A 25729-nucleotide genomic window follows, 5' to 3' on the forward strand; every position below is an offset into this window, starting at 1 on the left:
CCTTACGAAATGCGGATGCGCGGGTTGAGGTAGACATAGCCGATATCCGAGATCAGCTGCGTCACCAGCACCACAAAGACCGACACGACCGAGATCGCCAGCAGCAGCTGGATGTCATTGTTGCCCGCTGCCTGTACAAGCGCCCAGCCAAAGCCCTTGTAGTTGAACAGGGTCTCGACGATCACGACACCATTCAGCAGCCATGGGAACTGCAACATAATGACTGTAAAGGGCGCGATAAGCGCGTTGCGCAGCGCGTGTTTCATGACGATATTCGGGAATGACACGCCTTTCAGACGCGCCGTCCTGATGTATTGCGCCGTCATCACCTCGGTCATTGAGGCGCGAGTCATCCGGGCGATATAGCCCATCCCGTAAAGCGCGATGGTCAGAACTGGTAGGAAGAAGTTCTCGAACGTCGGGTTCTCCATCGCTTGCGTGGCGGTGCCTTTGAACCATTTCAACCCGACGGCGGAGGATGTGAAGATCGCTATGAAGATAACGCCCGAGACGTATTCTGGGGTCGCCGTCGTCGTGATGGCAAAGGTTGAAAGCGTCCGGTCAGTGGCCGAACCTTCCTTCATCCCGGCCAGGATGCCCAGAATGAGTGCCGAAGGGACCATCAGCAGCATCACCCAGAACATCAGCCGTCCGGTCAGTGCCAGCCGATTGCCAACAACGGTAGAGACCTCTTCCTTGAAGACAGTTGAATATCCCCAGTACCCCTGCAGGATACCGCAGAAATTCGGAGATTCCTCGGCAGTTTTGCCTGGCAGGATACATCTGCCCTGAACGGTACCGTCCTCATTCGTGTGTCGGAACGAGGGCAGGACACCGAGCCATTCACCGTATTTGATCGGCGTGGACTGGAGGTAGCCGTTTTTCTCCAGATAGCTTTCGACCTGTTCATCAGACATCCTGAAATTGCCCTGCGTCTTCGCAAGCTTTTCCAGGTTCGGGTAGAGATTGGTAAGGAAGAAGACCAGGAATGTCAGGCACAATGCTGTCAGCAGCATAATCCCCACACGCCTTAGAATAAAAAGTCCCATGTTAGCCCCTGTTGATCGGCTGGCGTGACAGGCATTTCGCCCCACGCATTGCTATTATTCTGGTCGCCGTATTGAGGACGAAGGGCCGCGCCAGATTGGCGCGGCCCTTGTAGGTTTCGGCTTAGGAAGTCAGGCCGAACTTATAAAGCTGCGGCAGGTCCGCAATGTGCTTTTCGACACCGACCATATTGTCGCGGTGGTGACGCATCGCGGTCCGCCAATAGGGCTGGATGACCACGCCCTCGTCGATCATGATAGCCTGCAGTTTCGCCATCACCTCACGGCGCATATCGACATCCGCGATCGAGTTCGCCTCGGCCAGCAGCTTGTCGAACTCTTCGTTGGCAAAACCAGATTCATTCCAAGCGACACCCGACTTATACGCCAGTGCCAGAACCTGCGTGCCCAGCGGGCGGTGGTTCCAGTTGGTCGAGGAATACGGGTACTTGGTCCAGTCGTTCCAGAATGTCGAACCAGGCAGAACCGTGTGCTTTGCCTTGATGCCCGCATCGTTCAACTGAGCCACTACCGCAGCCGTGGTATTGCGACGCCAGTCATCGTCGATCGACTGCACTTCGTGCTCGAAATCGCCCATACCCGCTTCGTCCATCAGCGCCTTTGCGCCTGCCGGATCGTAAGGGATACGCGTCACAGCCGAGTCGTACTCGGGGTGCATCGGGCCGACATGACAATTGTCGGCGGTGATGCCGTAGCCGGACATGCCAAGTTCAAGGCAGACGGCGTTGTCAACTGCCATGGCAAGGGCCTGACGGACCCTCTTGTCGCCATAGATTTTGTTGCCATCGGCGTCTTCAGCCAGCTGGTTGGGGCGAATGACAATGGTAAAGCCCGATGGGATTTCCGAGCGGACAAGGCCAATACTGTCAAAGATGTCGACAAACTCACCAACCGATTCCCAGTTCATATCGATCTCTTCGGCCTCATAGGCGGCCAAGAAAGCAGCAGGGTCAGTGCCATAATCGATGAATTCGATCCGGTCGATATAGCCGCCTTTACCAGCTTCGTAGCCCCACCAGTCAAAGCCTTCGTTGCGGACCAGAACGCCCTTCACGCCGACCTCATGGCTTTCGGGCATCATGAAACCCGTACCAACTGGGTTGGACAGCATATCATTTGCATCAAAGCTGCTGTGTACGATTGCACCCGGATAATCTGCCATGCCGGGGATGATCGTGATATCCGGCGCGTTGCACTTCAGCTTGACTGTATGCGAGTCGACAACGGTGATGGCGCCATCTGCGGCTTTCTGAGTGCTCTCATCCATCAGTGAGGCCATGCGCGAGGCCATCGAGTTCCCTTCCAGAGACCCGTCGCACCAACCTTCGATATTGCGAGCTACGTCTTCGGCAGTGAAATCGTCACCATTGTTCCACTTCACACCTTTGCGGACGTTCAGCGTGTATTCAGTGGCGTCATCATTGGCTTCCCAGCTTTCCAGCAGCATGGGTTTGAACGAGCCGTCATTATTGTATTCGACAAGATATTCCAGCCAGCCAGCCGTGAAGGTTGCGATCTGCGTCCAGTCATATGTGCGCGGGTCTTTCAGTGCGCGCACTTCCATTTGATAGCGGATGGTGCCGCCACGCTGAGGTTCGGCAGCGGCTGCCGGTGACTGCAGGCCAATCATGCCATATGCCGTCGGTACGGCAACGCCCAGCGCGGTTACACGGGCCAGAAATTCACGACGGCTCAGATTGCCCTCACGATATTCCTTGGCGTGCATCTCTGCCGCCCAATGCATCGGCTTTCCGTTGATTGTCTGGTTTTCCATAGATGTCTCCCTGTGACACATAATTTTTTTAGATTTCGTGTTTCTGATTGATAGAGCCGGGCACTACAGGGACCGTTTGGTCTCGGTTGGTAGGGCCACGGGCTTGGATTTACGATTTATCAACATCCCCATAGCCGCATTCGGCACCAGTTTTTTCCCTGCGTCAATGTTGGAAATCGTCATAGATGGTACAAAAACGACATCCGGGCAGAAAGTGAGGTTCGGAAAGTTTCAATGTGAAAGGAAACGAGACACGTTGTGACGGATAGATGGATACATATCTATCGCTCACCATGGTGCTGATTAAGGCGTTGTTATATTGGGCTTTATCGTATCCGGCGGCTGCAACCTTCAACGCGCTGCGTCAAGGTGATGCCAGAACTTCATGCGCGCACGGAACCATGTGCGTTGGCGCTTGGCAAACTGACGTGTCGCGATCGTCGCTTTTTCGCGCGCCTCATCCAGTGTCATGCGGCCGTCCAGGTAGCCCATTAGCTCCGGAACGCCGATCGCTTTACAGGAGGGAAAAGAGGGGTCATAGCGATCGCGCATGGCCTCCACTTCCTCTATAGCTCCTTGGTCCAACATCAGGTCGAACCGTCGGTTGATGCGATCCAGCAGCCAGTCTTTTCTGGCGTCGAAAACAATCGGCACCGTGTTTTGAATATCCAGTATCGGGGCGGGGGTGTCAGCCTGCCAATCCGAAAGGGATCGCCCGGTTGCGTTCTGAACCTCCCAGGCGCGCTGAACACGCGCGCGGTTTTGGGTGTCGATCCTCTGCAGGGTCAGACCGTCCAAACCCGCGATTAGTTCTTGCAACGGCAACTTATCCGCGTGTTCCCGGATTTCCGGCGGGGTTGCGGGGATATCGGCCATCCCATCGGTCAGAGCTGTGAAATACAGACCGGTCCCTCCGACGATTATCGGACGAGGGCGTTGCGACAGCATCGGCGTGACCTCTCGCAGCCAATGACCAGTCGAATAGGTCTGGTCATAGGCAACATGCCCATACAGACGGTGCGGTGCGCGGGCCTCATCCTCGGGCGAGGGGCGGGCCGAGATAATACGCCAGCAGTCATAGACCTGACTGGCATCGGCGTTGACAATCACGCCTCCGAAACGCTCGGCGATTAACAGCGCCAGCGCCGATTTACCCGAGGCAGTGGGCCCGGCGATCAATACAGGTTTGTCATCGGGAATCGACGGCAATTGCGCCAAAAGCCGGTTCTCAGAGTTGTCGGCCATGACTGGTTGCCCCGTTCCTGACTATCCGCATTGAACCTGCGGAGGTTTTGCTTCATTTTGCGCCGGAAAATAACCCCGTGCCAGCCCGGAGCGCAACATGAGCCTTTCCCCTTCCGTCGAGACCACCGAGACCCCAAAAACAACATATGACCGTGTCATGTTGAAGATTTCCGGCGAGGCGCTGATGGGAGATCAGGGATTCGGACTGCATCCGCCCACCGTTCAGCGCATCGCGCAAGAGGTCAAATCGGTTCATGATCTTGGTGTTGAGATTTGCATGGTCATCGGTGGTGGCAATATCTTCCGTGGTCTGTCTGGTTCGGCGCAGGGGATGGAGCGTACGACAGCCGACTACATGGGCATGCTGGCGACTGTCATGAACGCGCTGGCGATGCAATCCGCGCTGGAGGGGGTAGGGGTCTTTACACGTGTGATTTCGGCCATTCGGATGGATGAGGTGTGCGAGCCCTACATTCGCCGCCGTGCTGTTCGTCACCTTGAGAAAAAACGGGTTTGCATCTTTGCCGCAGGAACCGGGAACCCCTATTTCACCACCGATACCGCCGCGACTCTGCGCGCTAACGAAATGGCGTGTCAGGCGATCTTTATGGGCAAGAACGGTGTGGATGGCGTTTATGACAAAGACCCCAAAGTACACTCGGATGCAGTGCGCTATGATCAGGTTTCCTATGACGATGTTTTGGCCAAGCGGCTGCGCGTGATGGACGCATCGGCCATTGCATTGGCGCGCGACAACAATCTGCCACTGATCGTCTTCGGTCTGGATGAACCCGGCGGGTTCCGCGGCATCCTGGCGGGTGAGGGGACTTATACCAAAGTTCAGGGCTAATGCTGATTTGAACAACACTGAGCCGGGCATCTCTGCCCGGCATTTTCCTACTTAAAAGAAACTAAGCCCCGCGTGGGCCAATGACTTCGTCAGTGCACGCATTGCGTGGCGGCAAAAAATACCATTAACGCAATCACTTGACCCAACCTTCTACCTCTGGCTATCTGGCCGGGTCTGCTGGTGGTGATGGGGCCATCATGGGGGCTGCCGTCGATCCTTACCCGTTCCAAGGACCTGCGGCTGGGCTGGAAGACCTGCCTTGTTTTCGGGGATGTCCGGACTTTGCGCGGGCAACGACCCGGACTGTAGTGCATGATAAGGGAGAGAGATGCGATGGGCGCTCTTGATATTGAATTCGTTCGGGCACAGTTCCCGGCCTTTTCGGAACCCAGCCTTCAAGGACAGGCCTTTTTTGAGAATGCAGGTGGATCCTATACCTGCAAACCTGTGCTTGATCGGTTGAGCCGGTTCTACACCCAGCGAAAGGTTCAGCCCTACGCGCCCTATGAGGCGAGCCATGCGGGTGGCGCGGAAATGGACGAAGCACGAGCGCGACTTGCCGCGATATTGGGGGTGGAAACAGATGAGCTGAGCTTTGGCCCTTCGACGACGCAGAACACCTATGTACTGGCTCAGGCATTCCGGCAGTGGATGCAGCCGGGCGAAGCGATTGTCGTGACCAATCAGGACCACGAAGCAAACTCGGGGCCCTGGCGGCGATTGGCCGATGAGGGGATCGAAACTCGGGAATGGAAGATTGATCCGGAGAGTGGGTCTTTGAACCCGCAAGATTTGGAGAATTTGCTGGACGAGAAAGTGCGGCTGGTGTGCTTTCCGCATTGCTCGAATGTCGTTGGGGAAATCAACCCGGTCACCGAAATCACCGCGATCGCCCATGCTGCGGGTGCTTTTGCCTGTGTCGACGGGGTCTCTTACGCACCGCACGGGTTCCCCAATGTCGGTGATCTGGGCCCAGATATCTATCTGTTTTCCGCCTACAAAACCTATGGCCCGCACCAGGGTTGCATGGTTATTCGACGAGCTCTGGGTGAATTGCTGCCCAACCAAGCGCATTATTTCAACGGCGACACTCTTTTTAAGCGGTTCACACCAGCCGGGCCTGACCATGCTCAGATCGCGGCCAGCGCAGGCATGGCGGACTATGTGGACCTACTTTGTGCCCATCATGGAGGACCGGAAACAGGAGCTTCGGCAAGGGGGTCCTTTGTGCATGATCTGATGCGGGAACACGAGGTCGCTTTATTGCAACCTCTGCTGGACGCGGTCAAAGACCGGAACGCTCTGCGCCTGATCGGACCGTCTGATGCCAGTCGGCGCGCACCGACGGTAGCGTTAAGTCTGAATAAGAAGGCCGAGCCTGTTGCTGCCGAGCTTTCCAAACACGGTATCATGGCGGGTGGCGGTGATTTCTACGCACATCGCCCGTTGCAAGCGATGGGCGTTGACGCAGAACAAGGGGTCTTGCGCCTTAGCTTTACACACTACACCAGTCGACAGGAAATTGATCAGCTTTTGGAGGCGCTTGACCGCGTTTTGTGATCCAGTTTCTGCGGCGCTTCGTAGTTCGAAGAAAACATGGGGCGGACATGGATTTTGATCATTCTCCGATCATTTTGTGGTTCAGGCGCGATCTTCGGTTAGGAGATCATCCGGCGCTGAGCGCGGCGGTGCAATCAGGTCGACCCATCGTGCCCGTATTTGTTCTCGATCATCAGGTTCAGACTTTGGGTGCCGCGCCGAAATGGCGCCTTGGTCTGGGCCTTGACGCTTTTGCCGGCAGGCTTGAGCAGCTTGGCAGCAAGTTGATACTGCGCCAGGGTCAAGCACTGGATGTTCTTTGTGAACTGGTCAGAGAAACTGGGGCAGGCTCCGTATTCTGGACGCGGGCTTATGATCCGGAGGCGATCAACAGGGATACCCAGATCAAGGCTGCTTTGACCGAACAGGGTATCCAGGCACAGTCTTTTGCTGGCCTGCTTTTGTTTGAGCCTTGGACGATCGCCACCAAAACCGGCCAGCCGTTTCGGGTCTTCACTCCGATGTGGCGATCAGTGCAGGGGCGCGAAGTCTCTTTGCCCGAGCCCGCGCCCACGCGGCTTATGACGCCGAAAACCTGGCCTGCGTCCGATCAATTGTCTGATTGGCGACTGGATCGGGATATGCAGCGCGGGGCCGCAGTGGTCCGCCCGTTTGTCCACCCGGGCGAAAATGCGGCGCTGGACCAGTTGGATGCGTTTCTAGAACGTATTGATCAGTATCGCGAACAGCGGGATCAACTGGATCAATCTGGAACCTCTGATCTTTCAGAATACCTTGCACTGGGCGAGATCGGGCCGCGTACAATCTGGCATCGGGTGCAAATCGCCGACCAAACCGGGGCGCATGGTGGTGAAGGCTATCTGCGTCAGCTTGTGTGGCGTGAGTTCGCATATCACTTAATGTACCACTGGCCGCATCTTCTGAGTGCCAATTGGAAGCCTGAATGGGACGCATTCCCTTGGAATACTGATCCCGACACGCCCGAAGTGCGCGCGTGGCGCCAGGCAAGAACCGGAATTCCGCTTGTCGATGCAGGTCTAAGACAAATGTATGTCACCGGACGCATGCACAATCGGGCTCGGATGATTGTCGCGAGTTATCTGACAAAGCATCTGATGACGCATTGGAAAATCGGCGCAGACTGGTTCGGGGATTGCCTGATCGACTGGGACCCAGCTGCAAATGCGATGGGATGGCAATGGGTGGCCGGTTGTGGCCCTGATGCCGCACCGTATTTCCGTATCTTCAATCCCGACACACAGCGCGAGCGGTTTGATCCAAACTCAGGTTATGTGCGTCGCTGGATTGCCGAGGGCCAATCCGAGCCGCCATCGACCGCGCTAGCCTATTTTGATGCCGTGCCGCGATCATGGGGGCTTTCTCCTGACCAGATGTATCCCGCACCGGTGGTGGGGCTGAAGGAAGGCCGCGCCCGTGCGTTGGGCGCGTATAATGCCGGAAAAGACCAGTAAGGAACTGAAAACTTGCCAGAAACCGAATCCCGCCCTAGCTTTGACCCGCAACCGCAGAGGGGAGAGCGGATGTTCCTGACGAGCACCGAAGGGCAGGAAAACCTGCCGAGATATTTTACACAAGTCTTCAAGATGCTGAAGAGGATGGAGCGCGGCCGACTTGACATCGCGCTGCCCGACGGACGCATTTTCCGCGCGGATGCGCCTAAACCTGGTCCGGTGGCGCATGTGGATATTCACGACCCCGACGTCTTTGCCCGGTTGGTGCGTGAGGGAGAGCTGGGATTCTCTGACGGCTACCTTGAAGGCGATTGGAGCACACCGGATCTGCGCAGTTTCATGGACCTCGTGCATCTGGGAACTGAGACGGTCTACGATGATTTTACCGGACAGTTTCTTGTGCGAGCCTATGAAAGACTGCGGTTCTGGTTGCATCGTAACAACCGGTCGCAGGCGAAAAAGAACATCTCGTATCACTATGATCTCGGCAATGACTTCTATGGCCTGTGGCTGGATGACACGATGACCTATTCCAGTGCCATATTTGAAACGGGTCAGGAAAGCCTCGAAAAGGCGCAAACTGCGAAATACGCCAGCCTGGTGGATGAAATGGGGGCCAAACCGGGGGATCATATCCTTGAGATCGGGTGCGGCTGGGGCGGGTTCGCCGAATATGCCGCGAAAGAGCGTGGGCTGCGCGTCACCGGGCTGACCATTAGCCAAGAGCAGTTGAAGTTTGCTAGAGAGCGAATTGAAAAAGCAGGGCTTTCTGATCTGGTGGAGTTCAAACTACAGGACTACCGCGATGAGCAGGGTCAATATGATGGAATTGCCTCGATCGAGATGTTCGAGGCGGTCGGTCAGAAATATTGGCCCGCATATTTCAACACGGTCCGTGATCGGTTGAAGCCGGGTGCCCATGCCACTTTGCAGATCATCACGGTCGCGGATCATCGTTGGGATATTTACAAGAACGGCGTTGATTTCATTCAGAAATACATCTTTCCCGGCGGGATGTTGCCAGCACCGTCTATCCTTAGAGATCAGATCGATCAGGCGGGGTTGACCGTTGTACGCTCAAAAGAGTTTGGCAAAAGCTACGATCTGACCCTGCGGCGCTGGTACGAGACCTTCAATGCCAAGTGGGATCAGATATCGGAGATGGGGTTTGATGAGCGTTTTCGCCGCATGTGGAATTATTATTTGACCGCATGTGGCGCAGCCTTTGACACCGGTAATTGTGATGTGACACAGATCACGATAGCCAAACCCAGTTGAAGAACGGAAAAATCGGATGCCTACAGCCTCACGTCTCACCGCCGCGTTGTGTCTGCTGGTGATCGCGTTCCTTGTGTCGGGCATGATCATCGACAACGGGGAAGAGGGTAAAGACTATGGTTATTTCACCTACGTGAACATAATCCTGGGTTGGATCTGCGGCTGGGTCGTCATGGGTAAACGTGCTGGCCGTGGCTGGACCGCGGCCGTCAACAACGGTTTGACCGGTGTTGCGGCGCTGGTGTTCTGGGGGCTGTTCGTTCAGGGCACCTACGAGATGTTCAGTCAGGCGATGCGCCATCGGTTTGGTGGTCCGTTTGAGGCTCTGCTTGCCATCTTTCAGATCGGGATTGGCTATGGTGAACAGCTTCTGGCACCGGAAATCCTGCTTACGCTGGGTTTTGGTGCTGTTCTCAGCGGGATACTTACCGAAATTGCCTTTCGCCGCTGGCGTTAAATCTGATCTGCCAATTTGGGGCCTCTGCTTTGTCCAATCTGTTTTTCTATGGCACTTTGCGCCATGTCTCTTTGCTGGAACTCGTCATGGGTCGCAGCGCAGGCGATTTATCGGCGATGCAGGCTGTTTTGCCGGATCACGCCGTATACGCGGTTCAAGATCAACCCTTTCCAATGATTGTCACCGAAAAGGGCAGTAAGGCCAGTGGCGTTCTGGTGCAGGGCCTAGGTGACGTTGAGCGTAGTCGATTGGCCTTCTATGAAGGCGGTTTCGAATATGAACTGCGCCAGGAGACAATCGTGACTGAGGATGGAAAAGAACATCAGGCCTTGGTGTTCTTTCCGGATACTGACATTTGGAAAAAAGGCGCACCGTGGGATCTTGAAACCTGGATCAGGGATTGGGGTGCGCTTTCGGTGTTCGCAGCAGACGAGGTGATGGCCCATTACGGAAGAGTCGATGCCTCGGACATCGTGCGCAGCTTTCCAGCCATAAGAACACGCGCCTGGGCCAGATTAGCAGCAAGACAACGTGGAACGGGGGATGAGCGGAGCGTTGCGGATGACGTGATCGTTCAGTACCGCAGGCGCGCCTATGTCAACTATTTTGGGATGGATGAAATTGAACTGCAGCATCGTAAGAATAACGGCGAGATGAGTCCGGTGCTGCATCGCAATGGATTGATGCAAGGGTCCGCAGTGGTCGTCCTGCCTTATGATCCGGTGCGCGATACGGTGTTGCTGGTAGAGCAATTCCGCGCGCCCGTGTTCCTGATCGACGACCCCGAGCCGTGGATGTGGGAGCCTGTGGCTGGCATGATCGACCCGGGCGAAACACCTCAGCAGGCGGCCACCCGCGAGGCCATGGAAGAAGCGCAGATTTCACTATACCAACTGGAATATGCAGGTGGTGCCTATTCATCCAGCGGATCGTCAACAGAATATGTTTATCTCTATGTCGGTCTTGGGGATCTGACTAGTACGGTTGAAAGCGGTGGCCTCGCTTCCGAAGGTGAGGATATCCGCAGCAGAATTCTGCCGTTTGATGAATTCATGAGCATGGTAGATGCTCATGTTTTCAAGGATCTGCCGCTTCTAACTCTTGCTTATTGGTTGGCGCGGAACCGCGATCGACTGCGCGCTAAGTGATCCCTGCTTGTGATCGCGTCAGGGCACCTGTAAATCTGCTGCAATACCATATGACAAGAGGATGCCATGCGCATTGCACGAGACCTTGCCGACGCCGTCGGTAAAACACCTTTGATCCGGCTGCGTCGCGTCAGCGAAGAAACGGGATGCGAGATCCTCGGCAAGGCCGAATTCATGAACCCGGGTCAGTCCGTCAAAGACCGTGCTGCGTTGTTTATCATCCGCGATGCGATTTCGCGCGGTGATCTGAAACCCGGCGGCACGATTGTTGAGGGCACGGCCGGGAATACCGGCATCGGTCTGGCGCTGGTTGGTGCCTCGATGGGGTTCAAGACGGTGATCGTCATTCCCGAAACCCAATCTGAAGAGAAAAAGGATATGCTCCGCCTGGCGGGCGCTCAGCTTGTGCAGGTGCCTGCGGCGCCGTACCGTAATCCCAACAACTTTGTGCATTATTCGCGCCGACTGGCCGAACAATTGGCTCAAACCGAACCAAATGGCGCGATTTGGGCCAATCAGTTCGACAATGTCGCCAACCGTCAGGCACATGTGGAAACCACTGGTCCCGAAATCTGGGAGCAGACCGGCGGTAAAGTCGATGGCTTCATCTGTGCCGTTGGATCGGGTGGTACTCTGGCCGGGGTGGCCGAAGCGTTGCAGCCCAAGGGTGTCAAGATCGGTTTGGCTGATCCGATGGGGGCGGGGCTCTATTCCTTCTACACCACTGGTGAGATCGCGATGGAGGGAGGTTCTATCGCAGAAGGTATCGGACAGGTGCGGATTACCAAGAACCTCGAAGGGTTCACACCTGACCATTCCTGGCAGATTACCGATAGCGAAGCGCTGCCCTATATCTTCGATCTGCTGCGCGAAGAGGGTCTGGTGATGGGCGGGTCAACCGCGATCAACATTGCCGGTGCCGTCCGTTTGGCGAAAGAACTGGGGCCAGGGCACACCATTGTTACGATTTTGTGTGACTACGGCACCCGCTATCAATCCAAACTGTTCAATCCTGAATTCCTGCGTGAAAAGGAACTTCCCGTGCCCGATTGGATGACCGAAGCGCCGCGCAGTATTCCTGGCGTGTTTGAGGACGTGTGATGCTGCGACAGGTCCGCCTGTGTCTGGTTCTGGTGCTATTCTGCTTGATTGGTTTGGGCGGGATCGCCTCTGCCCAACTTACTGACCGGCAGAGCGAATATTATCAGGGCTGGGTCAGCACGGCGGACCGGGCGGAATCTGTTATTCGCGCGAACCGTGCATCCAACGCAGCATTAGAGAATTTGCGTTCGGAAATAAATGAGTATCGCGAAGACTTTAACAAAGCCCGAGGTGCCAACACCGATCGTATTCAGACGCTGGAAAGCCAACTCAAGGCGCTTGGCCCAAAGCCGGCTGAAGGGGAAAGCGAGGCCGAAGACATTGCCAAGCTGCGTGCGCAACTCGAAACACAACTGAACAGTTTGCGTGTTCCCCGCATCATCTCGGAAGAGGCTTTCAGTCGCGCGAATGGGCTGATCAGCGAAATTGATCGGATAGTCCGAGACCGACAAAAGAAAGAGATGCTGAAACGCGGGCCGTCGCCGCTCAACCCCGTCTATTGGGGACCAGCTTGGGTCGACATCAAAGAGGCGACGCACAGCCTTATTAACGAAACCATCGAAAACTTGCGCTCTGATGTGGTGCGCGAACAAATCCGCGAGCGCGGTCTTGGCATTCTCGTGCTGTTGGTTGTTTCAGCAGTTCTATTGCTGTTTGGGCGCAAATGGTCCGAGAAAGGCGGCGAATATCTCCGCTCGCTAGGAGGTAGCGGCAGCGGGGTCTGGACCTTTATTGTCTCGCTGTTGCGCATTCTATTGCCTTGGTTGGGCGTGTTGGCGTTGGTCACCGCCGTCGTGCTAACTGGCGTGCTGGGCCTGCGCGGTACACTTTTGTTCCAGCAAATCCCCTATTGGGCCGCGATTATCTTCTATTTTGATTGGATCGGCCGGCAGGTCTATCTGATGGGAGCGGCGCAGAACTTCCAAAGACTGTCCGCAGGCAAAATCAGAGAATTGCGGGTTTATATAGACCTGTTGGCGGTCATGCTTATTTTGCACGAGCTGGCGCAATTGTTCGAGCAGATCGAGAATATCTCTGACGCGACCCGCGCCGTTGTTGGCTTCCCGATCGTTGTGGTGTCTGCCCTTCTTCTGCTGCGTGTGCGTCAGGTCCGCCAATCAGAGCCTCAGCAAGAACAGACGGACCAGGAAGCTACCCGCCGTGGCGCAGGGTTCAGCCAATTGGTCGAGTTCCTGCGGCGCGCCTTGTTCATGCTTGGGATTGCGACTCCAATCCTGGGGGCTTTCGGATACATTAACGCTGCCGAAGCTATCGTATTTCCTGCCATCAAAACGCTGGTTCTGATTGCAGCTCTAGTGATCGTGCAGCGATTTATTGGTACGGTATATGGCTGGCTTTCGGGGCAGGGCGACGCCGCGCGCGATTCACTGTTTTCGGTTCTGGTCGGGTTCGCGCTTGCCATTCTGGCGTTGCCGATATTAGCGCTTTACTGGGGCGCGCGGCAGACGGATCTGCTTGAAGCTTGGTCGCGATTGTTGCTGGGGTTCGATATTGGCGGGGTTACGATTTCACCCAGTAACTTCCTGACGTTCGTTGCCATTTTCGCCATTGGATATACGCTGACCCGTTTGCTGCAAAGCGGGCTGCGCAATTCACTGCTGCCGAAGACCAGCATTGATCCCGGCGGGCAGAATGCCATCGTGTCGGGTACCGGATATGTCGGAATTTTTCTAGCTGCACTGATCGCTATCATGGTTGCCGGTTTTGACCTGTCCTCGCTTGCGATCGTGGCGGGTGCTTTGTCGGTCGGCATCGGTTTCGGTCTTCAGACCATTGTATCGAACTTTGTCTCAGGGATCATCCTGCTGGTTGAGCGTCCTATCTCCAAAGGTGACTGGATCGATGTGAACGGGATGATGGGATATGTGCGCGATATCTCAGTCCGGTCGACGCGGATCGAGACGTTCGACCGGACGGATGTGATCGTTCCAAACTCGGACCTGATCAGTGGGGTGGTTACGAATTACACCCGGGGCAATACGATTGGCCGAGTGATCGTGCCTGTAGGCGTCGCCTATGGTACCGATACCCGCAAGGTCGAAACTATTCTGGGCGAGATCGCAAACGGGCACCCGATGGTTCTGGCCAATCCCGCGCCCAGTGTAGTGTTCCAGGGCTTCGGTGCAGACTCGTTGGATTTTGAAATCCGCGCAATCCTGCGGGATGTGAACTGGGTGCTGTCTGTCAAATCCGACATGAACCACGAGATCAATCGCCGGTTCGTTGAGGAAGGTATCGAGATCCCGTTCGCGCAGCGTGACCTGTGGCTCCGTAACCCTGAGGTGCTGACGGGTCAGTCCGATCCGTCCAATGATGCTTCTGCCGTGGATGACGACCTATCACCCCAAGCGCCATCGACAAAACCAGTGGACATGACAGCAGACGATCTGGACGCGGCAGGGGATCATGACGGCGAGGGCGACAACCACTGAGCGTGATGCAATCGGCATTTTCCCGCAAATGGTTATCGGACTGTTTCATTTTGATGTAGTCTGAAGTCATTTGCAGGAGGAATTTTGATGGTTACATTTTCACACAGCCTCGCGCGTATTGCCGTCTGGAATCTGGCCGGCTTCAATCCAGTAAACACAAGTCTGGGTATTCCAGCCAGCAGTGACCGGGTCACCCATCAAATCGAAGGGCTGGCCCTGCTGGACGCCGAACTGATCACTCTGGTCGAGGTCAGCCCAATCGAACATATCGATCGGCTGGCCTTGGGTCTGGCCGATAAGGGGCTGGACTATCAGGTCAAGATTCTGCCGCAGCCCAACGGCAATATCCATATCGGGTTTCTGCACAAACCGGGGGTCTCGGTGACAGGTTTGCAGCTGATCGACGGCTCGGAAGGTGACGATCCCGGCGGACGTCAGGCCTTGATCGCCGATGTCGAGGTCGGCAAATTCAAGGCCAAGCTGATCGCTGTGCATCTTAAATCCGGACGAGACCGGCCCGAGCAGCAGATACGTGACAGCCAATGCAAGATCATCGGTGATAAGATCGCTGAAATCCGCTCGACCCCCGGTCTGACACAACGCACGATTCTGCTGATGGGCGACTTCAACATGATCCCCGGTCAGGACGTCAGCAATTTCCACCATCTTGGTGGGGATGACATGATGGACTTTGTTTCGTGCTGGGATCTGCAAGACCGATTTTCGCATATTCTGGATAGGGGTCGCGCCAATTTGCTGGACGGTTTTGCCGTATCACGCACTTATTCCACCGATTATGTCCGAGGCAGCCTGCGACTGTTTCCAATGCACTGGACCATGAATATGGGGCGCGAGGCGTTCAAGGATGAGGTGTCGGATCATCTGCCATTTGTTGCCAGCTTTCGTATTTTCTGACCCGTCCATTTTTGCGAAAGGGGCCTTGCGCTCGGTTCAGAAATTCGCATAAGTCACCTCTACCGGAGAGGTGGCCGAGTGGTCGAAGGCGCACGCCTGGAAAGTGTGTAGGCGGGAAACCGTCTCCAGGGTTCGAATCCCTGTCTCTCCGCCATATGCCCTATGAAATCTGAGTTGCCTTGCGGTCTATGCGAGACTGTTTTGTGCACGGCTTTCAATGTGAAGTGACGTGCACAATGCACCGGATTGATGAGATTTGACTCAATCTGACAACAAGGCGATGACTTGATCGGTTTCGGGTCTTCGTCGCGATGCCACTGGCACTTGAACCGCTAGAGCACGCCCTGTCGGGCAGGATTGCGCGTGGGCCGTTACTAGTGCACCAGATTTCAATGGCTCTTCGAGTAAGCATAGGTGCCCCATTAGCACGCCAGCTGCGGCCTTGGCCTCTTCCACGGCAAGGCTGTAAAGCGAAAACTGCGGGCCAGTTTTGACATCTGGGACCTCACAACCTGTGCTTCGCGACCATGTGGACCAATCGCTGCTCCACGTCTGATCGTGCAACAAGGGAGTGCCTTGAAACCCGTTGTTGCCGGTCACCCGATCCAGCAGAGCAGGCGCGCAAACCGGTTGGGTTTCATCCTCGCACAGCACAATTTGGTCAGGTGCTTCGTCCAAGGTCGCGAAGAAGATCGCCAAATCGAACATCTCACGCGACAGGCTGGGTGGTGTTTCCAGCGCCGTGACCGAAAAATTGATATGCGGAAAACACTCTCTGATCCGGCGCAATCGTTTGGGCAACCAGAGTTGGGCAACAGCAGGCAAAGCGGCGATGTGAAAATCGGCATTTGGTTTAAGGTTTCGCAAGGCCCGAGCGGCATCGCCCATCTGATCAAAGGCTGTGGTGAAGACAGCGACAAGTGATTGACCTTGGGGCGTCAGTTCAACCCCTTGCGCGTTGCGGCGAAACAGCGGCGCACCTGCCCAACCCTCCAACGCCTTTACATGCTGTGAGATCGCACCCGGAGAAACGTTCAGCTCTTCCGCCGCCGCGACAAAGCTGACATGCCGCGCCGCGGCCTCGAACGCCCTCATTGCATTCAGCGGAGGTCCCTTGGGGCGTTTGGGAGCGACACTCATCGATCTAACCTTAGTTTTTCTACGCCAAGAAATAACAATTCTGCTTTGCGGTGTCACGCGAAAGCCGCCAAACTGCGAAAAACAGGAGGATGTCAGATGACACTTGTACAAAGAGACTGGGTGCCTGCCGCAAGCGAAACCCTGATTCAGGATATCGCGACCAAGGCCGCATCGTTGTCGTCTGGCGATTTACTGGCCCGGATCGAGAATCTGGCAGAGGAAAACCGGCGCATTCACGAAAAAGAGTGCTTCAATCTCAACCCGGCGACAAATGTCATGAACCCAAGGGCCGAGGTACTTTTGTCGTCAGGCATCGGGTCCAGACCATCGCTGGGATATCCCGGTGACAAATATGAAATGGGGTTGGAGGCGATCGAAGAGATCGAAGTCATCGCAGCAGAGTTGTGTGCCGATGTTTTCGACGCGCAATTCGCCGAGGTTCGCGTGCCTTCGGGCGCAATTGCCAACCTCTATGGTTTTATGGCGACCTGCAAACCCGGTGATGCGATAATCGCTCCGCCAGCATCGATTGGTGGCCATGTGACTCATCATTTGGCGGGGTGTGCGGGGCTGTTTGGTCTGCGCTCTATTGAGGCCCCCGTCAATGCGGATGGGTATACCGTTGATCTGGAACGCTTGAGGGCATTGGCGAAGACCGAATGCCCCAAGCTAATCACGATAGGCGGCAGTCTGAACCTGTTTGAGCATCCTGTGGCCGAGGTGCGTGCCATAGCAGATGAAATTGGCGCAAAGGTCATGTTCGACGCCGCCCATCAGTGCGGCATCATCGCAGGGCGTGCGTGGTGCAACCCGCTGAAGGAGGGTGCGCATTTCATGACCATGAGTACCTACAAAAGCCTGGGCGGACCGGCCGGGGGTCTGATTGTGTCGAACGATGCAGAAATCGCCAAGGCGCTGGATGCAATTGCTTTCCCCGGTATGACAGCCAACTTTGATGCCGCAAAAACGGCTGCACTTGCCGTCACCATGCTGGATTGGAAAGAGTTCGGCTCAGCCTATGCAGATGAGATGATTGCGATGTCCAAAGCACTTGCTGCCGCGTTGGATGCGCAAGGTGTTCCGGTCTTCGCGGGTGGAGAGGGTTTCACCAATTCTCATCAATTCGCGGTACTGGCAGCGCCGTATGGTGGCGGTCAGACTGCCTCCAAACTGCTTCGTAAATCCGGGTTTCTGGCATGTGGCATCGGATTGCCAGTTGAGCCGGTGGAAGGCGACATGAATGGCCTACGGATCGGCACGCCCGAGCTGGTCCGGTGGGGTATGACAGCAGGAGATGCAGAGCGTCTGGCGGAACTGATCCGACGTGGCTTGAGCGGTGAATCCGTTCTAACCGAGGTATCTGGATGGCGCGCTGAGTTCGACAGGCTGCATTTCGTGATTTGAACAAGCTGCGGACAATCAGGCAAGGGCCCTGATTGGCCGCTCGCTCAGAAACGCGGTTTAACCGTTATCCGCTTCTTTCAGACCTTCGATCTGAAGGTCGAAACCTTCCTGAATGTGGCTGGTGAAAGTTTCCAGCGCTTCGGTGACATCACCCGTCGCTATCGCGTCAACTAGCGTCAGGTGGTTTCCGAGCGATTTGGAGATATCAACATTCTCAATCGCTGAAAACAGATGGAACGCCATCGCTTTGCCCCAGATCATATCGAACATATCGATAAGAAATTTGTTGCCCGCCTCAACCATGAAGGCACGATGAATGCGTCGGTTTGCGATAAAATAGTCTCGGGTCGTTGGCTGGCTCAGATCTTCTTCGCGACGAATGAGTTCACGCAATCGATCCAGCACCTCTGGTTCTGCGTGTACCGCAAGTATGCGCGCGGCTTGTCCTTCGATCGCGGCACGTGCCTGGTATAGTTGCCGCACCTCGGTCTGGTCCATGCGCGCCAATCGAAATCCGCCGCTGGCGGCCACTTCCAACACGCCTTCAGTCTCCAACCGCATGAGCGCTTCGCGTACAGGCGTCCTGCTGATGTTCAACTCGGCCGCCAGCTTTTCTTGCACCAGCCGATCTTCACCGGTGATCTCGCGACTCATGATGGCTTCGACCAGTTGGTCATAGACCTCGTCCGCCAGGCGTCTGCGTTGTGTTTTGATTTGTTTCAGAGCCACTCGGAGCCTCTCTTTCTGTCCTTCATGAATTCTGTATTCAATAAAACAACTGCTGCCAAGGCGAATGGGGTTGCTATTGTTCGTGTACTGTATACAGTATACAAGAAAGAATGAACAGGGAGCTCTTCATGTGTGGAATTGCTGGTAGAATACTGGCCGCGCCCGGGAAGGTTGGGGCGGATCTTGTTGACCTGATGGATGCGCAGGAACATCGAGGCGCCGACAGCACTGGCTTCGCCGTTTATGGTTTGCCTCGGGAAACGGGGTACGTTTTACGCGGAATGGGATTCGACAAGTCTCAACAGGATGCGGATCTCTCCGCGTTTGAAACGATATTGCGTGAACACGGAAGCAGCTTTCTGTCTGACCCCCAAATCGTAACGGACCAAAGTCGTCACTATTGCTTTCGGATGGAAATTTCAGACCCAAGGAATCTTCAAGCCTGGGTCGCGGACGCGGATGAGCTGACAGACCGCATTGAAGTTCAATCCTGCGGCCGCAGTCTTGAGATCATCAAGGATATTGGTGGTGCCGAAGCCGTGGCAGAAAAGCACGGCGTTCGCGATATGATAGGAACACATGGGCTGGGGCATGCGCGGCTTGCGACGGAAAGTTCGGTATTGCCTAACGCATCGCATCCGTTCTGGGCGCGCCCATTTTCGGATGTCGCGATCGTACATAACGGGCAGATCACCGATTACTTCACTTGGCGCGATAAGCTGACCCGAATGGGTTATCGGTTCTTGACTGAGAATGACAGCGAGTTGATTGCCGTCTGGGTCAGCGACCAGATGAAGGCGGGCCTGACCATGGAGCAGGCGCTAAAGAAGTCCATTACCTCTATCGATGGTGTGTTTACCTACATGATCGCAACGCCAAACGGGATTGGGTTTGCCAAAGACCGATTTGCAATGAAGCCTCTGGTCGTCGTCAACCGCAATGGCGATCTGGCGGCTGCGACCGAAGAACAAGCGGTCCGCCGGGTGATGACCGAGGAATGCGATGTGATCAACTACGACGGCCCGTCGCTGACCGGTATCTGGGGCGTCGGAAACCGGAGTTTGGCGGCATGAATGAGGTGGCTGCAAAGATGGATGAGATCGTCATCGAAGTCGGCAAGCGACATATCCGCGAGGTCAATCGTGAGATAATGGAAGCCTGCACAATGGGTCGGCCGATCCGCGTGGTAGATACGCTGTCTCGTCATAATTTGGGCGTGGGTCTGCCAGACAATGTGGATATCACATTTGAGGGCTCTGTGGGGTACTACTGCGGCGGCCTCAACACCGGGGCGAACATCACAATTGAGCGCAATTGTGGGTGGGCCGTTGGCGAAGGTATGGCCAAGGGGCACATCACTGTCGGTGGCTATGCCGGTATGTCCTGTGGTGCTGCGATGATCGGCGGCACGATCCATGTCAAAGGCGATGCGGGCCCAAGGGTCGGCGTTGCGATGAAAGGTGGAAACATCGTCGTCGAAGGAAAGATTGGCTATCAGTCCGGCTTCATGGCGCATTCCGGTCGGATCATAGCGCTTGGCGGAGCGGGGGAATCCTGTGCTGATGCGCTTTGGGAAGGTGAGGTCTGGGTAGCTGGCGAGGTCGACAGCCTGGGTGTGGATGTCGACGTGATCGAACCGACTGCTGAAGAAGTGGCCGAGGTCGATGCGATCCTCGACCCGCTCGGGCTTGTCGACAGTTCGCGAAATTGGCGCAAAATGGTTTCGGGCCAGCGTCTTTGGTATTTTGAAAGCAGGGACGCAAGCGCATGGCTCATGATCTGAGTAAACCTTACGAATATCCGTTCGACGTTGCCTCGGAAGAGGAAATCAGGTTCCGCGATGCGGGAGCGATCGACGGCCGCCCGGCTGGCGTTCCTTCGTCGTATGATGAAGGAGGTTCGACCCGCTGGACACCCGAGGCGATCTCGGAAGTTCACGCGCTGGCGCAGCTTGGGCGCTATCAGGTACGTGGATACAACACGTTCAACAAGCAATTGCCGACCTTTGATGATCTGACATTCGTTCCTGCAACGATGACCCGCCTGCCGCTGGAAGGCTATCGCGAGAATTGCGATACGACGACCGTACTGGGTGGAGGGCGCGGCCTTGTGGAGCGCCCGCTTGAATTGAAGATCCCGATCTACATCGCTTCAATGTCCTTTGGTGCTTTGTCGGCATCGGCCAAGGCATCGCTGGGTTATGGGGCCTCGAAAGTAGGAACCATGACTTGCACGGGTGAGGGTGGCATGCTGGAAGAGGAGCGCGAAGCCTCCCAACGCCTGCTCTATCAGATGTCACCCGCGCGGTATGGTGTGGATCTGGATCATCTGCGCCGCGCGGATGCCTTGGAACTTGTCGTGGGGCAGGGTGCGAAACCCGGAACCGGGGGTCTGTTGCTGGGTATGAAGGTCAGCCCGCGCGTCAGCCAGATGCGAACTTTGCCCGAAGGCGTGGATCAGCGATCTACGATCCGCCATCCAGATTTTCTCGGCGCTGATGATTTGGCAGTGAAGATTGAAGAATTGCGCATCGCCACCAACTATCAGGTGCCGATCTTCATCAAGATGGGTGCGACACGTCCCCGGTTTGACGTGGCAGTTGCCGCCAAAGCGGGTGCTGATGTTGTAGTAGTTGATGGTGCCGAAGGTGGTACCGGCGCGTCTCCGGAGTTGTTGTTAAACCATACCGGTATCCCGACGATGAGCGCCATTCGCGCTGCGCGTGAAGCATTAGACGAATGCGGCATGACCGGCAAAGTCTCTCTGGTCGCTGCCGGTGGCATTCGGTCCGGTGTGGACGCGGCGAAGTGTCTGGCCCTCGGTGCTGACGCTGTGATGATCGGCAACGCGGCTATGGTTGCGCTAGGGTGCAACAGTCCGCGCTATCTCGAAGATTACGCGGCCTTGGGAACATCCCCCGGTGCCTGCCACCATTGTCACACAGGTCGCTGCCCGGTCGGGATTGCGACGCAGGATGAAAGTCTCGAAGCTCGTATGAACCCGAATGCAGGGGCAGAGCGCATTGCGCGCTATTTGACGGCCATGACCATGGAGATTACAGCGCTTGCGAAAGCCTGCGGAAAGTCCTCGGTACACAATCTGGAAACCGAAGACTTGCGTGCGCTTAGCTTTCAAGCGTCAGCTTTCACTGGGGTGAAAATGGCTGGAATTGACAGGGCTTTTGACTGGTGAAAATCGCAGTTCTTGAGTTGACTAGCCACCCGCTGCCATTGTTGGAGGGAATGCCGCGGACTTCACAGCAGATACAGGAGTGGATCGCCCCACACCTACCGGAAGCCGAGTTCGTAGTAGTCGGGGTTGTTGATGGAGAACCGCTCCCGGACGAGAGCGATTTCGACGGTGCTATAGTCGGCGGATCTGAATTTGGCGTTTATGATGACACGGATTGGATGCAGCCGCTACGTGCCTTCCTGGACCGTTGTCGAGAAATCCGAAAACCAGTCTTTGGTATCTGTTTCGGTCATCAGATCATGGCTGACGTCTATGGTGGTCAGGCCGAGAAAGCCGAGGTAGGCAATGTCGTTGGCGCACGGCCCTTCGACTATGGCGGAGATAGCGTGGATGCATATGTCTGGCATCAGGATCAGGTAACAAGCATTCCGGACTCGGCTCGGGTGACCGGATCAGCGGGCCACTGTCCAGTTGGTGCACTGGATTATGATTTTCCTGCCCGCTCTGTTCAGTTTCATCCCGAATACAAGGCGCATCACTTGCGCGATCTGTTCACTAGAGGTCGAGAGGTGCTTTTGTCAGCTACTGAGGCGGATGATGGGATGTCCTCGATCAACGCGGCAAAGGTGCCGGACGATATTGCAGCGCTTCAAGCAGTAGAGCTTTTTCGCGGTGCATACGTCCCTGAGCAATAAGCGTTTGAGCGAACGGCTCTTGATCCTAATCAAGTCCAGCCAAGCCGCATTTTGTATACTGTATACGCAATCGGTTGGGAGATTTGGCAATGACGGGATACAAGGATTTCTTTGAGAGGATTGCGCGGATTGTGAATGCTCCACGCGAGGGAAGTATCAGCGATCTGGAGCTATCGGATCTCGGCCTGTCCCGCGCTGACTTGGCCATGTTGCGCTCTGGCGCGCCCAACGCGCGAGAGCGTATACTCTCGATGGCTAGTCAGTTTGGCCTGAGTGAAGATGATCTTAATGCCCATCCTGAGCTTGGCCTTGAGTTGGCGGAAAAATGTGGACATTGTCGCCAAGCAAAGACCTGCCGAGATGCAATTCGATCAGGCGTTCGCCTGCCTCAGGAAAAGTGCCCGAATTCAGGACTCTATGCGGCGCTTTCAGAAGGTTAACGCCCGCTTGGACTTTCTTTTGGGCTCAGTTTTCTTCGACCAGTGATCTTGAAACGATCAGCCGTTCCGAAATCCTTCATTCCAACACCTGCCGCAAATTCTGCAAAAACCGGCGCGTGTTTGAACAGATGTCCCGAGCAGCCTCCGGCGAACAGCACGTTTTCATGCTCGGGGTGCCAGTCGACAATAAAGTGCGTGTCTGGCGTCAGGATGATTTGGTTGAATTTGGAATCCACGACCCGCTCACCCTCAAGGCCCGGAAGACGATGACGGATGTAGCTGCGAGTGCGTCCCAGCGTTTCCTGCCGGATCAGCCTTTCGTCATTGTCTAGGTCGATCTTGTCCGGAATTACGACCGCGGCTTTCACGCCTGAACCCTCGGAGGAGGGCAGCCCGAATGAGCCTTGACCATGATCGATCCAGCAGGGCATCCGGCTCATATCGAACTCCTCGGACCCATCTGGCGTTGAGGTATAGAGGACATTCACACCAACCACCGTCGATATCGGCTTGATCGTCCTGGGGAACATGTCCGCCATCCAGGGGCCGGTTGAGACAATGATAAGATCAGCCTCAAGCGGCTTTCCATCCAGCATTGGGCGCTCTGATCCATCTGTGGTCACGCGACCGCGCTGTACGATCCCGCCCGCTCGACGAAACAGTTCAAGCCCGGTCAAGACGCAGCGATGTGCCATTAACATTCCGGCTTCGGGTTCGAACAGGGCGTATTCGATGTCAGGAACGCGAAACTGCGGAAATCGCGATTCGATGTCCTGCCGCCCGAACTTGTAGTAGGGCACACCAACGCGGTCGAAGGTTTCGGCTGTGGCGTTCTCCCAGTCGCAATGACCGCCTGTTGCAAGAATCAGCGCACCGCATTCATACATCAGGTTCTGGCCGCTCTCGGCTTGCAGTTCCAGCCAGCGCAGGCGGCTTTCGCGGGCCCAACGTGTATAGAACTCATCCCGCCCGGAAATCGCACGGATGACACGGTTGTAATCCGTTGAAGATGCACGGGAATGTCCCGGTTCCCAGCGATCTATCAAAGTCACTGCCTCACCACGTCGTTGCAGTGTAAGCGCCGTCATGACGCCGACGATGCCGCCTCCGACAACGATGACCGAGTTCTTGGACATGATGCAGATTTTCCTTGTTTATCGATTGTCTTTGTGAATACTGTATACAGAATACAACAATTATAAAGCCAAAAAACAGGGAGAGCGCATCAATGAGTTCGGGATTTGATCTGCCCGAAGGCACGCACACCGTCATACTTGGTGTGGGTGACCTCAACGGCATCATGCGTGGCAAGCGCATTCCGGCCAGCCACTGGGACCACGTCTGCAAAAGCGGCAATGCGCTGTCGATTGCATTGATGGCGATCGATATGACGTGCGACGTCTGGGATACGCCTTATGTCAATTTCGACAACGGCTACCCCGATATGCACGTCTTCCCAATGACCCAGCCCGTCGCTGTGCCGTGGGAGCCAGGCGTCGCTGTTTGCTTTGGTCGGGCGGAAGGTATGGATCACAAGCCTGTTCCGATCGATCCGCGTCAGGCGTTGGTGCGTCAAGTTGAACGGGCCCGCGAAATGGGGTTCGAGGTCAATGTCGGTACTGAACTTGAATTCTATCTACTGGATCCGGAGACCGGACAGCCGCGCGATAGCGGGATCCAGGTCTACGGTCTGGGCCGTGCTGCGCGGATGGAGCACATCGTTGGGCCGATCCGCCAACAGATCAACGAGTGCGGTATTCCAATCGAGCAATCGAACCCCGAATACGCTGCGGGTCAGATTGAGGTGAATATCCGTTACGGCGAAGCGCTGGCAGCGGCAGATCGTGTCGTCTTGTTTAAGTCGCTGATCCGCCAGCTGGGCATCGCCCACGGCTATCTGGCAACCTTCATGCCAAAACCGTTCTTCGATCAGTCCGGCAACGGCTTCCACACACACTACTCGCTTTGGAAAGACGGCAAGAATGTCTTTGCCGATAACGGCAAGATAAACGATACCGGCAAATCCTTCATCGCCGGGCTGCAACAACGCATGTGCGAAACGGCAATCTGTGGCAGTGGCACCGTCAATGGTTATCGACGCCGTCAGCCTTATACTTTCTGCCCGATCAACACGAGCTGGGGTTATGACAACCGGACCGTTGGTATTCGGGTCATTGAAGGATCCGACAGCGCGGTGCGCGTAGAAAAACGTGACGCTGGTGCAGATGCCAATCCCTACCTTCTGCTGGCGGCCGAGATTGCAGCGGGGCTGGACGGGATCGAGCAGGGCCTGGCTCCGTCAGAGCCGACAACCGGCAACGGTTACGAAGAAGGGATCGGCGATCCGATCCCAACCGACTTGCCAACGGCGATCGAACTGGCGCGAGGATCCGAATGGCTTCGCGATCTCATGGGCGAAATGCTGTGGGAGCTGGTTCTGCAGCAGGCTGAGCGCGAGCTTGAATTCTTCAATCAACAGGTCACTCCGGTTGAGTTGGACCGCTACCTGAGGACCTTCTGATGCATTTGGGCAAGGTCGCCGGGACCGTCACAGCCACGGCCAAAGACGCAAAACTGGTCGGTACGAAACTGCTGGTGACGGATTTGGTCGATAGCAAAGGCAAGGTGATCGAACCGGCGCGGGTCGCCGTCGACACCTGCGGTGCCGGGGTGGGGGATACGGTTCTGCTGGTCAACGGCTCGGCGGCGCGTATGGCCGCCGGTCTGTCCACCGCGCCCGTCGATCTGGCGATCATCGCGATTGTGGATCGCGTGTCCACGACCTGAACCAAGAACACCAAACATCTAA

The 25729-nt window shown here is 55.9% G+C and carries 24 protein-coding genes and 1 tRNA gene; 19 read left to right on the forward strand and 6 right to left on the reverse strand.

What is annotated here, in order from left to right; genetic code table 11:
• Positions 1 to 2 precede the first annotated feature (2 nt).
• The 3 genes from ACR0AW_RS01260 to miaA form a co-directional block, all read right to left on the reverse strand.
• The gene (locus ACR0AW_RS01260) at positions 3 to 1049 is read right to left on the reverse strand and encodes an ABC transporter permease (RefSeq protein WP_170393299.1); all 1047 of its coding nucleotides are present in this window, start codon (positions 1047 to 1049) and stop codon (positions 3 to 5) included.
• 121 nt (positions 1050 to 1170) lie between these two features.
• Positions 1171 to 2841 carry an ABC transporter substrate-binding protein gene (locus tag ACR0AW_RS01265; RefSeq protein ID WP_170393298.1) on the reverse strand — a complete coding sequence of 557 codons (1671 nt, stop codon included), beginning with the start codon at positions 2839 to 2841 and terminating at the stop codon, positions 1171 to 1173.
• A gap of 351 nt (positions 2842 to 3192) precedes the next feature.
• Positions 3193 to 4086, reverse strand: coding sequence for a tRNA (adenosine(37)-N6)-dimethylallyltransferase MiaA (gene miaA / locus ACR0AW_RS01270; protein WP_170731991.1), 894 nt, complete (start codon positions 4084 to 4086; stop codon positions 3193 to 3195).
• A 97-nt stretch (positions 4087 to 4183) separates the two neighbouring features.
• On the opposite strand from miaA, the gene pyrH reads away from it, so the two are divergent.
• The 11 genes from pyrH (at position 4184) to ACR0AW_RS01325 (ending at position 15474) form a co-directional block, all read left to right on the forward strand.
• Positions 4184 to 4936 carry a UMP kinase gene (gene pyrH / locus ACR0AW_RS01275; RefSeq protein WP_170405311.1) on the forward strand — a complete coding sequence of 251 codons (753 nt, stop codon included), beginning with the start codon at positions 4184 to 4186 and terminating at the stop codon, positions 4934 to 4936.
• Positions 4937 to 5073: 137 nt separating this feature from the next.
• Entirely contained in the window at positions 5074 to 5283 is a 210-nt protein-coding gene (locus ACR0AW_RS01280; RefSeq protein WP_170645933.1) for a hypothetical protein, read from the forward strand.
• Positions 5270 to 6496 (forward strand): aminotransferase class V-fold PLP-dependent enzyme, encoded by a 1227-nt coding sequence (locus ACR0AW_RS01285; protein ID WP_170731993.1) that lies wholly within the window; start codon positions 5270 to 5272, stop codon positions 6494 to 6496. The genes ACR0AW_RS01280 and ACR0AW_RS01285 overlap by 14 nt, the downstream gene beginning before the upstream one ends.
• Positions 6497 to 6543: 47 nt before the next feature.
• Positions 6544 to 7968, forward strand: coding sequence for a cryptochrome/photolyase family protein (locus ACR0AW_RS01290; protein WP_170731995.1), 1425 nt, complete (start codon positions 6544 to 6546; stop codon positions 7966 to 7968).
• A 69-nt stretch (positions 7969 to 8037) separates the two neighbouring features.
• Complete coding sequence (locus ACR0AW_RS01295) at positions 8038 to 9246, forward strand: SAM-dependent methyltransferase (protein WP_170731997.1); 1209 nt, start codon at positions 8038 to 8040, stop codon at positions 9244 to 9246.
• 16 nt (positions 9247 to 9262) lie between these two features.
• The gene (locus ACR0AW_RS01300; protein ID WP_170421264.1) at positions 9263 to 9703 is read left to right on the forward strand and encodes a TrgA family protein; all 441 of its coding nucleotides are present in this window, start codon (positions 9263 to 9265) and stop codon (positions 9701 to 9703) included.
• Between the two features lie 29 nt (positions 9704 to 9732).
• Positions 9733 to 10851 carry an NUDIX domain-containing protein gene (locus ACR0AW_RS01305; RefSeq protein ID WP_170731998.1) on the forward strand — a complete coding sequence of 373 codons (1119 nt, stop codon included), beginning with the start codon at positions 9733 to 9735 and terminating at the stop codon, positions 10849 to 10851.
• 66 nt (positions 10852 to 10917) lie between these two features.
• On the forward strand, positions 10918 to 11952 hold the full coding sequence (locus tag ACR0AW_RS01310) for a cysteine synthase A (RefSeq protein ID WP_170732000.1): 1035 nt from the start codon (positions 10918 to 10920) through the stop codon (positions 11950 to 11952).
• The gene (locus ACR0AW_RS01315; protein ID WP_170732002.1) at positions 11952 to 14405 is read left to right on the forward strand and encodes a DUF3772 domain-containing protein; all 2454 of its coding nucleotides are present in this window, start codon (positions 11952 to 11954) and stop codon (positions 14403 to 14405) included. Before ACR0AW_RS01310 ends, ACR0AW_RS01315 begins: the two co-directional genes overlap by 1 nt.
• Before the next feature lie 87 nt (positions 14406 to 14492).
• Positions 14493 to 15320, forward strand: a complete 828-nt coding sequence (locus tag ACR0AW_RS01320; protein WP_170732004.1) for an exonuclease/endonuclease/phosphatase family protein — start codon at positions 14493 to 14495, stop codon at positions 15318 to 15320.
• 64 nt (positions 15321 to 15384) lie between these two features.
• Positions 15385 to 15474 (forward strand) — tRNA-Ser (locus tag ACR0AW_RS01325).
• 107 nt (positions 15475 to 15581) lie between these two features.
• Here the strand turns inward: ACR0AW_RS01325 and ACR0AW_RS01330 are convergent.
• Positions 15582 to 16460: a LysR family transcriptional regulator gene (locus tag ACR0AW_RS01330; protein ID WP_170732005.1), complete on the reverse strand. Its 879-nt coding sequence runs from the start codon at positions 16458 to 16460 to the stop codon at positions 15582 to 15584.
• A 96-nt stretch (positions 16461 to 16556) separates the two neighbouring features.
• On the opposite strand from ACR0AW_RS01330, the gene ACR0AW_RS01335 reads away from it, so the two are divergent.
• On the forward strand, positions 16557 to 17864 hold the full coding sequence (locus ACR0AW_RS01335) for an aminotransferase class I/II-fold pyridoxal phosphate-dependent enzyme (protein ID WP_170732007.1): 1308 nt from the start codon (positions 16557 to 16559) through the stop codon (positions 17862 to 17864).
• A gap of 57 nt (positions 17865 to 17921) precedes the next feature.
• On the opposite strand, the gene ACR0AW_RS01340 is transcribed toward ACR0AW_RS01335, so the two are convergent.
• Entirely contained in the window at positions 17922 to 18593 is a 672-nt protein-coding gene (locus ACR0AW_RS01340) for a GntR family transcriptional regulator (RefSeq protein WP_170405336.1), read from the reverse strand.
• A 128-nt stretch (positions 18594 to 18721) separates the two neighbouring features.
• Between ACR0AW_RS01340 and ACR0AW_RS01345 the strand changes: the two genes are divergently transcribed.
• The 5 genes from ACR0AW_RS01345 to ACR0AW_RS01365 all read left to right on the forward strand — a co-directional run bounded on the left by ACR0AW_RS01345 (position 18722) and on the right by ACR0AW_RS01365 (position 22920).
• Positions 18722 to 19666: a class II glutamine amidotransferase domain-containing protein gene (locus tag ACR0AW_RS01345; protein ID WP_170421277.1), complete on the forward strand. Its 945-nt coding sequence runs from the start codon at positions 18722 to 18724 to the stop codon at positions 19664 to 19666.
• Positions 19663 to 20376: a GltB/FmdC/FwdC-like GXGXG domain-containing protein gene (locus ACR0AW_RS01350; RefSeq protein ID WP_170393282.1), complete on the forward strand. Its 714-nt coding sequence runs from the start codon at positions 19663 to 19665 to the stop codon at positions 20374 to 20376. Before ACR0AW_RS01345 ends, ACR0AW_RS01350 begins: the two co-directional genes overlap by 4 nt.
• Complete coding sequence (locus tag ACR0AW_RS01355; protein ID WP_170393281.1) at positions 20361 to 21785, forward strand: FMN-binding glutamate synthase family protein; 1425 nt, start codon at positions 20361 to 20363, stop codon at positions 21783 to 21785. Before ACR0AW_RS01350 ends, ACR0AW_RS01355 begins: the two co-directional genes overlap by 16 nt.
• Before the next feature lie 50 nt (positions 21786 to 21835).
• Positions 21836 to 22480, forward strand: coding sequence for a type 1 glutamine amidotransferase (locus tag ACR0AW_RS01360; protein ID WP_170645947.1), 645 nt, complete (start codon positions 21836 to 21838; stop codon positions 22478 to 22480).
• An 89-nt stretch (positions 22481 to 22569) separates the two neighbouring features.
• Positions 22570 to 22920: a hypothetical protein gene (locus tag ACR0AW_RS01365; protein ID WP_170510714.1), complete on the forward strand. Its 351-nt coding sequence runs from the start codon at positions 22570 to 22572 to the stop codon at positions 22918 to 22920.
• Here ACR0AW_RS01365 and ACR0AW_RS01370 read toward each other — a convergent pair.
• Positions 22917 to 24056: an FAD-dependent oxidoreductase gene (locus ACR0AW_RS01370; RefSeq protein WP_170393278.1), complete on the reverse strand. Its 1140-nt coding sequence runs from the start codon at positions 24054 to 24056 to the stop codon at positions 22917 to 22919. The two genes, ACR0AW_RS01365 and ACR0AW_RS01370, sit on opposite strands and share 4 nt — an antisense overlap.
• A gap of 92 nt (positions 24057 to 24148) precedes the next feature.
• On the opposite strand from ACR0AW_RS01370, the gene ACR0AW_RS01375 reads away from it, so the two are divergent.
• A complete protein-coding gene (locus ACR0AW_RS01375; protein ID WP_170405351.1) occupies positions 24149 to 25441 on the forward strand; it encodes a glutamine synthetase family protein in 1293 nt (430 codons plus the stop codon).
• Positions 25441 to 25707 (forward strand): EutN/CcmL family microcompartment protein, encoded by a 267-nt coding sequence (locus ACR0AW_RS01380; protein WP_170393276.1) that lies wholly within the window; start codon positions 25441 to 25443, stop codon positions 25705 to 25707. Before ACR0AW_RS01375 ends, ACR0AW_RS01380 begins: the two co-directional genes overlap by 1 nt.
• The last annotated feature ends 22 nt before the right edge of the window (positions 25708 to 25729 follow it).

The sequence above is a fragment of the Ruegeria sp. C5 genome, assembly GCF_056537605.1.